General features: G+C 63.1%; 12 protein-coding genes and 2 pseudogenes. 8 read left to right on the top strand and 6 right to left on the bottom strand.

The window, feature by feature from the left end:
- Window positions 1-47 precede the first annotated feature (47 nt).
- Entirely contained in the window at window positions 48-1,166 is a 1,119-nt protein-coding gene (locus BM190_RS34425; protein ID WP_092261988.1) for an HD-GYP domain-containing protein, read from the top strand.
- A 27-nt stretch (window positions 1,167-1,193) separates the two neighbouring features.
- On the opposite strand, the gene BM190_RS34420 is transcribed toward BM190_RS34425, so the two are convergent.
- Both BM190_RS34420 and BM190_RS34415 read right to left on the bottom strand, forming a co-directional pair.
- Complete coding sequence (locus BM190_RS34420) at window positions 1,194-1,397, bottom strand: hypothetical protein (RefSeq protein WP_018322924.1); 204 nt, start codon at window positions 1,395-1,397, stop codon at window positions 1,194-1,196.
- 133 nt (window positions 1,398-1,530) lie between these two features.
- Window positions 1,531-1,800 carry a nitroreductase family protein gene (locus BM190_RS34415; protein WP_244550825.1) on the bottom strand — a complete coding sequence of 90 codons (270 nt, stop codon included), beginning with the start codon at window positions 1,798-1,800 and terminating at the stop codon, window positions 1,531-1,533.
- 158 nt (window positions 1,801-1,958) lie between these two features.
- Between BM190_RS34415 and BM190_RS34410 the strand changes: the two genes are divergently transcribed.
- Window positions 1,959-2,921: an alpha/beta hydrolase gene (locus tag BM190_RS34410; RefSeq protein WP_092261987.1), complete on the top strand. Its 963-nt coding sequence runs from the start codon at window positions 1,959-1,961 to the stop codon at window positions 2,919-2,921.
- Window positions 2,922-2,968: 47 nt separating this feature from the next.
- On the opposite strand, the gene BM190_RS34405 is transcribed toward BM190_RS34410, so the two are convergent.
- Window positions 2,969-3,340: a nuclear transport factor 2 family protein gene (locus BM190_RS34405; RefSeq protein ID WP_092261986.1), complete on the bottom strand. Its 372-nt coding sequence runs from the start codon at window positions 3,338-3,340 to the stop codon at window positions 2,969-2,971.
- 87 nt (window positions 3,341-3,427) lie between these two features.
- Between BM190_RS34405 and BM190_RS34400 the strand changes: the two genes are divergently transcribed.
- Entirely contained in the window at window positions 3,428-3,991 is a 564-nt protein-coding gene (locus tag BM190_RS34400) for a TetR/AcrR family transcriptional regulator (protein ID WP_092262067.1), read from the top strand.
- 15 nt (window positions 3,992-4,006) lie between these two features.
- Here BM190_RS34400 and BM190_RS34395 read toward each other — a convergent pair whose 3' ends face one another.
- The gene (locus BM190_RS34395) at window positions 4,007-4,474 is read right to left on the bottom strand and encodes a cupin domain-containing protein (RefSeq protein WP_092261985.1); all 468 of its coding nucleotides are present in this window, start codon (window positions 4,472-4,474) and stop codon (window positions 4,007-4,009) included.
- Between the two features lie 205 nt (window positions 4,475-4,679).
- On the opposite strand from BM190_RS34395, the gene BM190_RS34390 reads away from it, so the two are divergent.
- Entirely contained in the window at window positions 4,680-4,928 is a 249-nt protein-coding gene (locus BM190_RS34390) for a hypothetical protein (RefSeq protein ID WP_092261984.1), read from the top strand.
- Between the two features lie 164 nt (window positions 4,929-5,092).
- Here the strand turns inward: BM190_RS34390 and BM190_RS41790 are convergent.
- Window positions 5,093-5,966 (bottom strand): annotated as a pseudogene (locus BM190_RS41790) (MBL fold metallo-hydrolase).
- Between the two features lie 187 nt (window positions 5,967-6,153).
- Here BM190_RS41790 and BM190_RS41355 point away from each other — a divergent pair.
- A pseudogene (locus tag BM190_RS41355) lies at window positions 6,154-6,629 on the top strand (REP-associated tyrosine transposase).
- 412 nt (window positions 6,630-7,041) lie between these two features.
- Here the strand turns inward: BM190_RS41355 and BM190_RS34375 are convergent.
- The gene (locus tag BM190_RS34375) at window positions 7,042-8,664 is read right to left on the bottom strand and encodes an ABC-F family ATP-binding cassette domain-containing protein (RefSeq protein ID WP_028144936.1); all 1,623 of its coding nucleotides are present in this window, start codon (window positions 8,662-8,664) and stop codon (window positions 7,042-7,044) included.
- Window positions 8,665-9,277: 613 nt separating this feature from the next.
- On the opposite strand from BM190_RS34375, the gene BM190_RS34365 reads away from it, so the two are divergent.
- From BM190_RS34365 to BM190_RS34355, 3 genes are all read left to right on the top strand, one after another.
- A complete protein-coding gene (locus BM190_RS34365) occupies window positions 9,278-10,405 on the top strand; it encodes a TRAP transporter substrate-binding protein (protein ID WP_018322913.1) in 1,128 nt (375 codons plus the stop codon).
- Window positions 10,406-10,516: 111 nt separating this feature from the next.
- The gene (locus BM190_RS34360; protein ID WP_092261982.1) at window positions 10,517-11,119 is read left to right on the top strand and encodes a TRAP transporter small permease subunit; all 603 of its coding nucleotides are present in this window, start codon (window positions 10,517-10,519) and stop codon (window positions 11,117-11,119) included.
- A complete protein-coding gene (locus BM190_RS34355; RefSeq protein ID WP_092261981.1) occupies window positions 11,116-12,465 on the top strand; it encodes a TRAP transporter large permease in 1,350 nt (449 codons plus the stop codon). The genes BM190_RS34360 and BM190_RS34355 overlap by 4 nt, the downstream gene beginning before the upstream one ends.
- Window positions 12,466-12,473 lie beyond the last annotated feature (8 nt).

The raw sequence follows: 12,473 nt of genomic DNA, 5'->3' as shown, positions 1-12,473 counted from the left end.
TACAATTCATCCCAATTATTGCAATCCACGATAGTCCAGGTCGAGCCGTGCAGAACGCGCGAACCATCCTCAGCCCCGTCAACGCGGACGGCATCCGCGAGAAGGAAGCGGCCCGCTCCTTCGTGCATGTGCTGGCGGATACGTCCGACAGGCTGGCCGGCGTCTGCACGATCCTTGAGGACCGTTTCGCCGTCGCCGGCGAACGGCTGGACGCCGAAGCCAAGCTGTCGCAGGTGCCCGCCGCCATCGTCATCCGCGCGGACCTGCGCGACGTCGACAATATCGCCGCCCTCAAGAGACGGGCTGGCAAGCTCGCCAAGGCGAAGAAGCGGATATTTCTCCTCGAGCACAGCTCTCACGTCGGTATCTCGCAAGCCTACGCGCTCGGGGCGACGCTGGTCCTTCCCAGCACTGTCGGCCGGACCAAACTGCTGGCGGCACTAACCGATCCGGCCGACGGATCGTCCGCTGCGTCAGGCGACACACTGCAACCGGACAACGCCGTCGAGGCGGCGGCGACCGCTGTCGCATCGATGTTCACGGCTGTGACCCTGGGCCAACCTCTTGACATAGACGGCACCAAGGAGGCCGGCCGCCAGATCGCCGATCGCATAACCGAGCGAGGTCTTTCGGAATGGCTCTCGACGGTACGGCGCCACCACGAGGGAACCTATCAGCACTGCCTGCTCGTGACCGGCCTCGCCATCGACTTCGGCCTGAGCCTCGGTGTCGGAAGAGCCGATCTGGAGCGTCTGTACTCGGCAGCCATGTTCCACGACATCGGCAAGGCGCAGATTCCGCTGGCCATTCTCGACAAGCCGGGCCGCCTCGATGCGGAAGAACGTGCCCAGATCGAGACCCATCCAGCCGCGGGCCACGCGTTTCTGAAAGGGCACGACAAGATTTCACCGGAAATTCTCGATGCCGTTCGTCATCATCACGAGTACCTCGACGGCAGCGGCTATCCCGATGCGCTCTGCGCCGAGAGCATTGGCGACATCGTGCGGATTTTGACCATCTCGGACATCTTCGCGGCGCTGATCGAGCGCCGGCACTACAAGCCGACCATGCCGCGCGCGGAGGCCTACAACGTCTTGTGCGGGATGAATGGGAAGCTGGAGAAGGCTCTGGTCCACTCATTCAAGCAGGTCGCGCTCACGCGGTGAGCGCGACAGACCCGTCTCGAACGCACCCTAATGGGTCGCGCGATGGCTGGCGCGGTGCGGGATGGACCGGCAGGCCAGGCCGTCGGCCAGCAGCTTCATGTCCTCATGCCTGCCGCTGCGTATCAGCCGGCCGAACTCTTCGGGTGTGAAAGGAAGACTTGGATCAGCATCGATGGGGCGCCGCAGCCGCGGGCCGAAGAACCATCGAACCAGGCTAGCCAGCCGCCGCATGTCAATTCCCTCGCGCCAGCAACAAACCTCTCAGTCTGCATATTGTTCCTCCCGCATCTTCGAGATTGCAAGAGGCCGCGAACGACTCCGCACCAAAAAAATTTTGCGAGAGAATAATCTCCTCTTCATGATGCTAATCGGCAAAACCCACGTAGCGCACGAACTCTTCGTTATGCTCGCGGTCCGAGCGAACGGCGTTCGCGGCAAGTCGTCGTCGGGATAGCCCATCGCGACGCAGGTCATGATCATCTCGTCCTCCGGAATTTCTCGCGACCTCGCGCACGATGTCGGAGCGCATGATGCCCTGCCCGTTGATGACAGAGCCGAGACCGCGGTCCCGCGCCGCGAGCACGATGCCGTAGCAGGGCGCACCGAGATCGACCCGGCTCGTTCTTGAAGCCACGCACGCTGCGGGATGACTAGACCAGCGTTTCGAATTCCACCCTCTAAAGCCTCCCGGCCCTTCATCCACCGGCCTGACGACACGGCCGGTTGCCGATGCGGCGCGCAAAATCTATGCTAAGCGGCAAGCAAGACCAAGAACCCTGGAGGACCGCAACCATGGCCGCGCCACTCGATCCCGTCATCGCCCAGATCATTCCGCTCATGCCGATGCGCGATCCCACGGTCATGACGCCACAGAGCGCCCGCGATTCCTTGCGCGCACTGGCTGCCTCGCGCGCCGCCATCCCGCCGCCGCCCGTCGACGGCGTCGAGGACATCAAGGTGAAAGGTGGCGCCGGCACGCTTCCGGCACGCGTCTATCGGATCGGTAGCACGCCCGCGCCAACCGTGGTGTTCTTTCACGGTGGCGGCTGGGTCGCGGGCGACCTCGAGACCCATGACCGGCAGGCGCGTAATCTTGCGATCGAGACCGGCGCTGTCGTCATCTCCGTCGACTATCGCCGCCCGCCGGAGACGCGCTTTCCGGGCGCGTTCGAGGACGCCTTCGCCGCCGTGAGTGATATCTTCGACCGCGTCGCGGAATTTGGCGGCGACGCAAAACGCCTCGGCGTTGCCGGCGACAGCGCCGGCGGCAATCTCGCCGCGACCACTGCGATCGCCTGCCGCGATGCTGGCATCAAGCTCGCCGCGCAATTGCTGGTCTACCCCGTGACCGACGTCCTCGGCGCTTACGCCGACGTGCGCGAGAACGCGCGCTATCCCTCACGCGCCGAGAATGCCGAGGGCTACTTTCTGACGCGTGCCACGATGGAATGGTTTTGCGGCCATTATCTCGCCGAGCCCGATCACGCCCTTGATTGGCGCGTCTCGCCGCTGCGGGCCGCCTCACTTGCGGGCCTTGCACCCGCGGTCGTGACCACCGCCTGGTTCGATCCCCTGCGCGACGAGGGCGCTGCCTATGCGCGGACGCTGGAGGCCGCCGGCGTGCGGGTCAAGCACCATGAGGGCCCCGGCCTGATCCACGGCTATTTCGGCATGGGCGACGCCTCGGACGTGGCGCGTGCCGAGGCGCAGCGCGCGCGAGCCGACTTCAAGGCCCTGCTGGCGCGCGGGACCTGACGCAGAGCCGAGACACGGCGGACCCGATCTCTAGCGGCAGCGGACGGTCAGCCGGTGGCCGCCGCCACCTCGAAGAAGCCGGTCGCCTGAACCAGGCGACCATCTTCGCCAAAGCGGCCGAAGCTCTCGCCCTTGACGAAGACGCGGCCGGCGCCGTCGTACATGGTCCAGCGGAAAAGCGCCTGCCCGTGGTGTTCGAGGAAGCTGTCGTTCCTGAAGTAGGCGCCCGGAATTTTTTGCTGCGTCTGCCCGATGCGGGCCATCAAGGCTTCCCGCCCCGCCACCTGCGAGCCCGGATCCGTGTACACGCAATCGGCGGCCACGCTCTGTTCGAGCAGCCGACGCCGTTCGCTCTCCTCAACGGGCCCCCATGCGGCCTGATAGGCGTTCCACGTCCCCAGTCGCGCTTCGTCGTTCATCTCGCAACACCCTCTTGCTTTTCCTGATCATGACAAATTGACAATTATCGACATTTTGTCAAGATGCGGACGATTGATGGGGAGATCATGGTTCAATCCCGCGCCTCGAAAGAACAGCTTGCCGTCGCGGCTGCGACCACGGTCTTTTCGCGCTACGGCTATGCCCGAACGACGATGGGCGACATCGCCTCTGAGGCGGGGATTTCGCGGCCCGCGCTCTACCTGCTCTTCCCCGACAAGGACGCGGTGTTCGCGGCAGTCATCCAGGGAATGGACGAGCAGAAGCATCGCGAGATCAGGGCCGCGATCGCCCGCCTCGACGGGCTTCACGCCAAGCTGCTCCACGCTTGCAAATCCTGGGGATGTCATGGCTTCGACCTGGTCGAGGCGCATCCGGATTCGGCCGATCTCTTCGACCTCCGCTTCCCCGCAGTCCGACAGGTCTATGACAATTTCCAGTCCCTGGTCGTCGAGCTCATCGGGGATCAGGTGCGGTCCGCAAGGGGAGCGGACGAGCCCGAAGTTTTGGCGCGCTGCCTCGTGTTCGGCATGCGCGGACTGCGGGAAACAGCCAGGAGCGGCAAGGAGATGCGGCGCTTGATCGCCGTTCAGGTCGCCATGCTCATCAGAAGCATCGACGGCAAGGTTTAGACTGTGCAGAGCGGCCTATCGCGCGCTCCGCGTTCCCTCTGCGCCGGTGTGCCCCCAAGTCTCGTCCCAATCCTGGCCGGCGGCGTCGACCACGCGGCCGTCGGCTTCGAAGAACTTGTTCGGCACCTGGAAGATCGCGAGGATCAGGGCCCCGTCCGGACACCAGGCGGCATGCCGGCTGCCTGCCTCGCGCCAGATGAATTCGCCGGCCTTGCAGGCGATGCCCTTGGCCGGCCCCTCCTTGTCGACGAGTGCGCCTTCGATCACCCAGCTCTGCTCGATGCCGACATGCTCGTGGTCGGGCAGCACCGATCCCGGCGCAAACCGCATCAAGGCGGTCATCAGGCCGGTGCGGCGATCGAACAGCAGTGTCTTGGCCTCGCACCCCGGAAAGCGCGTCGTCTGCCAATCCATGTCTTGCGGCCGAACCAGGTGCGAATGCTGATCGGCGGCTTCCCAGTGTTTCGGGATCACGGCGTCCATCACGATGCTCCATCCAGCTGAGCTGGCCAAGCCTAGCAGCATTGCCCGCCGCGGTCAGCGAGCAGTGCAACAGGAAGCGAGCCTGTTGCCAACTCCCACTCGAAAAAATCGCCAGCCGGACCGGACGGCAGGCCCTCATCCAGCTTGATTGCGCCACGATTCCCGGCTCCAATCTCTCCGCCATTTCTGGTTTACGGAGACACCTATGATGAAGCGGATTATCCTGGCTGCAATCGTTGCCACCTTTGCAGCAGGCTCGGCCTTCGCGCAAGAAACCTGCGAGAGCAAGGCGGTCGGCAAGGACGGCAAGCCGCTCGCCGGCGCCGCCAAGACCTCGTTCCTGAAGAAGTGCAAGGCCGACGCCTGCGCGCCCAAGGCCGTGAGCGCCGACGGCAAGCCGCTCGCCGGCGCTGCCAAGAACAGCTTTATGAAGAAGTGCGAGGTCAGCGCGTAAGGCGCGCTCGATCTACCCCTCGCCCCGCTTGCGCGGAGAGGGTTGGGGTGAGGGGGAGTCTCCGCGGGGCGGTGACAGCTGAGCCCGAGGAGAGTCCCCCTCACCCGAATTTGCGCTTCGCGCAAATTCGACCTCTCCCCGCAAGCGGGGCGAGGTGAAGAGGTTCACTCCCGCTTGAACTTATAATCAAACGCGTCGCCCAGCGGCTTGATCAGCCCCGCCGTCGGCGCCGGGAAATGAACCGGTAAAATCAGCGTGTCGGTGTCCGCCACGGAGGCGAAGAATTTTCGCCGCGAGAGCGTCGACTGCTTCGGGTCCCAATCCGGCTTCGCCGACCAGTCCGGCTCGCGGCACTGGATCTGGTGATGCATGAGGTCGCCCGCGACCACCGCGCGCTGGCCCTTCGAGACAATGTTCACGCAGCAATGACAGGGCGAGTGCCCCGGCGTCGGCGTCAGGGTGACGGTATCATCCAGCGCGTAATCATCGTCGACCAAGAGCGCCTGCCCCGCTTCGACGATCGGCAGGCAATTGTCGCGAAACACGGTCCCGGGCGGATTGCTGCCCTTGGCGTTCTCCGCTTCCCAGGCCGCGTATTCACCCTTGAAAGACGTATTTCGCATTCGGAAATGTCGGCACCCAGCGGCCGTCGCGCAAACTCGTGTTCCAGCCGGTGTGATCGATATGCAGATGCGTGCAGAACACGTAGTCGATCTGCTCAAAACCGATGCCGAGCGCGAACAGCTCGTTGCGCCAGCGCTCCTTGCCCGGAAAATCGAACGGCGGCGGATGGCCCTTGTCCTCGCCGGTGCAGGTATCGACCAAAATGGTGTAGCGGGGCGTGCGCACGACAAAGGTCTGGTAGGTGATGACCATCATGCCGCGCGCGGCGTCGAACACCTCCGGCTCCATCGTCGGCAGATGACGCCCGAACACGCCCTCGTCATAGGCCGGGAAGAAATCCCGCGGCCGCCGCCACGGCCCCTCCCGCTCGATCACGGCGTCGATGGTGATCTCGCCGATCCGGAGTTGCTTCATCGCCGTTTCACTCCCTTTTTTTCAAAAGCGTAGCGAGGGCGGCCGGGGCGTTCAAGCGAGCGAATTGATTGCAAATCTCTCGATCTGGTTGTAGCCCGGATGAAGCGAAGCGTAATCCGGGACGGTCTGCATGGTTCGCTATCGGCGCAATCTTCTTCCCGGCGGCACCTTCTTCTTCACCGTGACGCTGGACGATCGAACATCGTCCGCGCTGATCGATCATGTCGACCAACTGCGCGGCGCATTCCGCGTCACACGGGCCGAACGACCATTCGAGATCGACGCGATCGTGATCCTGCCCGATCACCTGCACGTCATCATGACGCTCCCGGACGAGACGCTGACTTCTCCGGGAGATGGCGGCGGATCAAGAGCCTATTCACTCACCGGCTGGCGTCGTCCGGCGCCCCGATCTCCCGCAACGACCGTGGCGAATTCGCTTTGTGGCAAAAGCGTTTCTGGGAGCACACCGTCCGCGACGATGCGGATTTCGAACGATGCGCCGATTACATTCATTATAATCCGGTCAAGCACGGGCTCGTCGCGTCACCGGTCGATTGGCCGTACTCATCGCTCCATCGCTACGTTCGGGCTGGTATGCTCGCTCCCGATTGGGGAGGCGTTGGCGAGATCACAGGCAATTTCGGCGAACGTGGAGACTGATCCCGGATTGCGCTGCGCTTCATCCGGGCTACGGGCCCAACGACCTGCACTTCGTAGCCTGGATGGAGCGAAGCGTAATCCGGGGCGACCATCCGCATCGCACGACTGCCCATGTGGCACGAATCCCGGATTGCGCTGCGCTTCATCCGGGCTACGGGTCCAACGACCTGCACTTCGTAGCCTGGATGGAGCGAAGCGTAATCCGGGGCGACCATCCGCATCGCACGACTGCCCATGTGGCACGAATCCCGGATTGCGCTGCGCTTCATCCGGGCTACGGGTCCAACGACCTGCACTTCGTAGCCTGGATGGAGCGAAGCGTAATCCGGGGCGACCATCCGCATCGCACGACTGCCCATGTGGCACGAATCCCGGATTGCGCTGCGCTCCATCCGGGCTACCCGCCCCCCAATTACGACCGCAACCCCGGCGCCTCCTGCCCGGTGCGCGCAACATATTCCGTGTAGCCGCCGCCGAACTGGTGGATGCCTTCCGGTGTCAGCTCCAGCACCCGGTTCGACAATGTCGCCAGAAAATGCCGGTCATGCGAGACGAACAGCATGGTGCCCTCGAAATCCGAAAGCGCCGTGATCAGCATTTCCTTGGTGGCGAGGTCGAGATGGTTGGTCGGCTCGTCCAGCACCAGGAAGTTCGGCGGGTCGAACAGCATCTTGGCCATCACCAGCCGCGCCTTCTCGCCGCCTGACAGCACGCGGCAGCGCTTCTCGACGTCGTCGCCGGAGAAGCCGAAGCAGCCGGCGAGCGCGCGCAGGCTTCCCTGCCCGGCGGTCGGAAACGCGTATTCGAGCGACTGAAACACCGTCTGCTCGCCGTCAAGCAGGTCCATCGCGTGCTGGGCGAAATAGCCCATCTTGACGCTGCCGCCGACCGCCACCGTGCCTTGGTCCGGCTCGCTCGCACCCGCAACGAGCTTGAGCAGCGTCGACTTGCCAGCGCCGTTGACGCCCATCACGCACCAGCGCTCCCTGCGCCGGATCATGAAATCGAGCCCGTCATAGATGCGCTTGGCTCCGTAGCCCTTGTGCACGTTCTTGAGCGCCACGACGTCCTCGCCCGAACGCGGTGCCGGCGGAAAATCGAATGCCACGCTCTGGCGGCGGCGCGGCGGCTCGACCCGCTCGATCTTGTCGAGCTTCTTCACCCGGCTCTGCACCTGGGCCGCATGCGAGGCGCGCGCCTTGAAGCGCTCGATGAACTTGATCTCCTTGGCGAGCATCGCCTGCTGGCGCTCGAACTGCGCCTGCTGCTGCTTCTCGTTCTGCGCCCGCTGCTGCTCGTAGAATTCGTAGTCGCCGGTATAGGTGGTGAGCGAGCCGCTATCGATCTCGATCACTTTTGAGATCACGCGGTTGATGAACTCGCGGTCATGCGAAGTCATCAGCAGCGTGCCTTCGTAGTCGTGCAGGAATTTTTCCAGCCAGATCAGGCTTTCGAGGTCGAGATGGTTGCTCGGCTCGTCGAGCAGCATCACGTCCGGGCGCATCAAAAGAATACGCGCCAGCGCTACGCGCATCTTCCAGCCGCCGGAGAGTTTTCCGACGTCGCCGTCCATCATCTCCTGGCTGAAGCCGAGGCCGGACAGCGCTTCGCGTGCGCGGCCGTCGAGCGCGTAGCCGTCGAGCTCCTCGAAACGGTGCTGCACCTCGCCGTAGCGGGTGATGATCTCGTCCATCTGGTCGGCTTTGTCAGGATCGGCCATGGCGGCCTCGAGCTCGCGCAGCTCGGCCGCGACCTCGCTGACGGGGCCGGCCCCGTCCATCACCTCGGCCACGGCACTGCGGCCCGACATCTCGCCGACGTCCTGGTTGAAATAGCCGATGGTGATACCGCGATCGGTCGAAACCTGCCCCTCGTCGGGCAGTTCCTCACCGGCGATCATCCGGAACAGCGTGGTCTTGCCGGCGCCGTTCGGCCCGACCAGGCCGATCTTCTCCCCCTTGTTGAGGGCCGCGGAGGCTTCAATGAAAAGGATCTGGTGGCCGGCTTGCTTGCTGACGTTGTCGAGGCGGATCATGACTATCTTTTGGGGGGATTTTTGCGTTGCAGCGTCATAGGGCATGCCGGCGCTGAGGGGAAGCCCGGCGGGGTACGGAATCGGACAGGCCGATGCCGCCTCCTGTCATGGGCCCGACCGCTCAGGGCAACTAAACCGCGACCGACAGCCCCGGAGCGGGCTGCCGGCGGCCAGCCCCGCTGTCACTCGCGGCTTGTGCTCCACATCATGCGGGAGCTTGCGCCGAGCGTTTCCGCCCCCTCCGATCTTTGGAAGGTCATTGGCCTATGCCGTGGTCTAGATGACTTCCACACATCCGGCGACTGGAGTTGGCATGGTCTCGTGACGGTCAGCCGGCTCGGCCACAACATTCCTGTCGAGACTCAACATGCGAACGCCGCGATGCAGACGTTCGCCTTCATCTTTGCTGCGCCGCGACAGGCCCGTGAGTATCTCACTACTGAACGCTCGAATGGGATCGCCTAAGACTAAGGAATGCGACATCGGGTAGCTTGTCGGATGCCGGCAATACGTCCAAACTTCGATCAAAGTCGCTGGAATGCGGCCTACCTCCAGCGGTCATCGACGCGCACCGAAACGCGTTCGAACAACGAAGCCGCCAGGGAGGACGTCCATGACTGTAAAGTCTGAAAAGACCAGAACCACTCGTCGCAAATTCTTGCTGACGGCCGGCGCCGCCGGCGCTGCCACCATCGCCATGCCGCAAGTCAGCCGCGCGCAAACGGCGACCCTGAAGATGCAGGGCTCGTGGGGCAAGGCCGATGTCTTCAACGAAATGGCCGAAGACTATGTGAAGCGCGTCAACGAGATGGCCGGAGGTCGACTGCGCATCGACTATCTGGTCGGCGGCTCGGTCGTGCATCCGTTCCAGGTATTCGATGGCGTTCATGGCGGCCAGATCGACGCCGCACACACGGTCACTGTCTACTGGTACGGCAAGCACAAGGCCGCCTCGCTGTTCGGTACAGGCCCCGTGTTCGGCTTCAACGCCAACGAAGGCCTCGGCTGGATCCACAACGGCGGCGGCAAGGAGCTGTTTGAGGAGCTCCAGACCAAGATCATGAACGTCAACATCAAGAGCTTCTTCGCCATGCCGATGCCGACCCAGCCGCTCGGTTGGTTCAAGAAGCCCATCACCAGCGCGGATGACCTCAAGGGCTTGAAGTATCGCACGGTGGGCCTGGCCGCCGATCTCTTCCAGGCGATGGGTGCATCCGTCGCGCAGCTACCCGGTGGCGAGATCGTGCCCGCGATGGAGCGCGGCGTGATCGACGGGTTCGAATTCAACAATCCGACCTCGGACCGGCGCTTCGGCGCGCAGGATGTCGCCAAGAACTACATGATGGGCAGCCATCATCAGGCGACGGAATATTTCGAGATCATGTTCAACCGGACGAAATTCAACGCGCTGCCGAAGGAACAGCAGGCAATCCTGCAATACGCCGCCGAAGCTGTGTCCTCCGCCAACGAATGGAAAGCCATGGATTATTATTCGAAGGACCTGCAGGAGCTGATTAACAAGGACAAGGTCAACGTCGCGCGGACGCCGAAGTCGGTGTTCGACGCGCAGATCAAGGCATGGGACGGTCTGATCGCCCAGCTCGGCTCCGATCCATTCATGAAGAAAGTCATGGACTCGCAGAAGGAATGGGTGCGCCGCGTGGTCTACTACAACACGAATAACGCGACGGACTACCGCGGCGCCTTCGAGCATCACTTTCCTGGCGTGCTCAAGGTCTGAGGGCTGTCGCGGCGCTTGGCGTGAGGCCGTATAGAGGGGCGGCGCGATCGAAGCGCCGCCCACGAATTAGGGGGACGTCCGGATGTATTGCTCGCAGCGAGTTCGGCTCGCATGACGAAATTTCTGTTCTTCATCGACGAGCTGAGCACGTGGGTCGGCAAGGCGTTTGCATGGCTGATTCTCGTCCTTACGCTGGGGGTAAGCTACGAGGTGTTCGTGCGCTACGTGCTGCGTGCGCCGACCACTTGGGCTTTCGACATCAGCTACATCACCTATGGCGCGATGTTTCTGATGGCCGGCGCATATACGCTCTCGCGCAACGGCCATGTCCGCGCCGACGTGGTCTACCGCCTCTGGTCGCCGCGCACCCAGGCAACGATAGACCTCGTCCTGTATATCCTGTTCTTCCTGCCGGCGATCGGGGCGCTGATGTATGCGGGCTGGAATTACGCCCAGATGTCGGTGCGGTTCCGCGAGGTCAGCATCTTCAGTCCGGCCGGCGTGCCGGTGTTTCCGCTGAAGGCGCTGATCCCGCTCACCGGCTTCCTTCTGTTCCTGCAAGGGATCGCCGAAATCATTCGCTGTGTGCTTTGCATCCGCACCGGCCGATGGCCGCAACGCCTGCACGACGTGGAAGAAACCGAGAGCCTCGTCATCCGCGAGCATCAGCAGCAGGCGGTTGAGCCGCAGCGCGAGAAGGGACCAGGCGCATGACCGATCCTCAACTCGGCATGCTGATGTTGGGCCTCTTCATCTTCATCATCATGCTCGGATTCCCGATAGCCTTCACGCTGATGGCGATGGGTGTCTCGTTCGGCTACTATGCCTACTACACCCCCGGTCAGGACTTCTTCCAGAATCGCATCTTCACGCTGCTGGTGCAGAAGACGTTCGAGGTCACGTCCAGCGACGTTCTAGTCGCGGTTCCGCTCTTCCTGTTCATGGGCTATTTGATCGAACGCGCCAACATTCTCGACCGCCTGTTCTACTCGCTGCAATTGTCGATGAAGAACGTGCCGGGCGCGCTTGCGGTGGCCACGCTGATCACCTGCGCGATGTTCGCGACCGCCACCGGCATTGTCGGCGCCGTTGTCACGCTGATGGGCCTGCTGGCCCTGCCCGCGATGTTGCGAGCGGGCTACGACACCAAGCTGTCGGCAGGCGTGGTCTGCGCCGGTGGCTGCCTCGGCATCCTGATTCCGCCGAGCATTCTCCTGATTGTCTATGCGGCGACCGCCGGCGTTTCAGCGGTCAAGCTTTATGCGGCCGCGTTCTTTCCGGGATTCTTGCTCGCTGGCTTCTACGTCCTCTATGCGATGACCCGCGCGATCATCAATCCCGCGCTCGCGCCGAAGCTGCCGCGCGAACAGACCGACGTGCCGACGTCCAAGGTCGTCTGGGCACTTGCCACGTCATTCCTGCCACTTGCGTTGCTTATCGTTTCGGTGCTCGGCGCAATTCTGTTTGGCTTGGCAACGCCATCCGAGGCGGCCGCGGTGGGTGCCCTCATGAGCATGGTTCTGGCGGCCGCCTATCGTTCGCTCAACTACGAGATGCTGCGCGAATCCGTGTATCTGACCGTGCGCGCCACCGCGATGGTTTGCTACCTGTTCATCGGGTCGTGGACGTTTTCCGCGGTGTTTGCCGTCCTTGGCGGACAGTCGGTGGTGGAGCAGTTCTTCACCTCGATGGACCTTTCGCCGATCCAGTTCCTGCTGCTGACCCAGCTGATCATCTTTCTGCTCGGTTGGCCACTGGAATGGACCGAGATCATCATCATCTTCGTGCCGATTTTCCTGCCGCTGCTTCCCCAATACGGCATCGATCCGATCTTCTTCGGCATCCTGGTGGCACTGAACACGCAGACGGCGTTCAACACGCCGCCGGTCGCGATGGCCGCCTTCTATCTGAAGGGCGTGGCGCCGCCTCAGGTGAAGCTAACCGACATCTTCTCCGGCGCGCTTCCCTTTGTCGGCCTCGTCTTCCTCACCATGGCGTTGGTCTACATCTTCCCGGAGATCGCATTGTGGCTGCCCACCTATCTCTATGGATCCCGATGAGCGGACCC

It is taken from the genome of Bradyrhizobium sp. Rc3b, from assembly GCF_900114915.1.
Classification (GTDB): Bacteria; Pseudomonadota; Alphaproteobacteria; order Rhizobiales; family Xanthobacteraceae; genus Bradyrhizobium.
The sequence above is the reverse complement of the archived record's forward strand: the minus strand, read 5'-3'. Positions and strand labels throughout refer to the sequence as shown.

Coding starts and splice junctions, on each gene's coding strand:
- BM190_RS34375 (WP_028144936.1), bottom strand. CDS start 8,664: ATGATCCGCCTCGACAACGTCAGCAAGCAAGCCGGCCACCAGATCCTT.
- BM190_RS34390 (WP_092261984.1), top strand. CDS start 4,680: ATGATGAAGCGGATTATCCTGGCTGCAATCGTTGCCACCTTTGCAGCA.
- BM190_RS34420 (WP_018322924.1), bottom strand. CDS start 1,397: ATGCGGCGGCTGGCTAGCCTGGTTCGATGGTTCTTCGGCCCGCGGCTG.
- BM190_RS34355 (WP_092261981.1), top strand. CDS start 11,116: ATGACCGATCCTCAACTCGGCATGCTGATGTTGGGCCTCTTCATCTTC.
- BM190_RS34360 (WP_092261982.1), top strand. CDS start 10,517: ATGACGAAATTTCTGTTCTTCATCGACGAGCTGAGCACGTGGGTCGGC.
- BM190_RS34405 (WP_092261986.1), bottom strand. CDS start 3,340: ATGAACGACGAAGCGCGACTGGGGACGTGGAACGCCTATCAGGCCGCA.
- BM190_RS34395 (WP_092261985.1), bottom strand. CDS start 4,474: ATGGACGCCGTGATCCCGAAACACTGGGAAGCCGCCGATCAGCATTCG.
- BM190_RS34400 (WP_092262067.1), top strand. CDS start 3,428: ATGGTTCAATCCCGCGCCTCGAAAGAACAGCTTGCCGTCGCGGCTGCG.
- BM190_RS34365 (WP_018322913.1), top strand. CDS start 9,278: ATGACTGTAAAGTCTGAAAAGACCAGAACCACTCGTCGCAAATTCTTG.
- BM190_RS34410 (WP_092261987.1), top strand. CDS start 1,959: ATGGCCGCGCCACTCGATCCCGTCATCGCCCAGATCATTCCGCTCATG.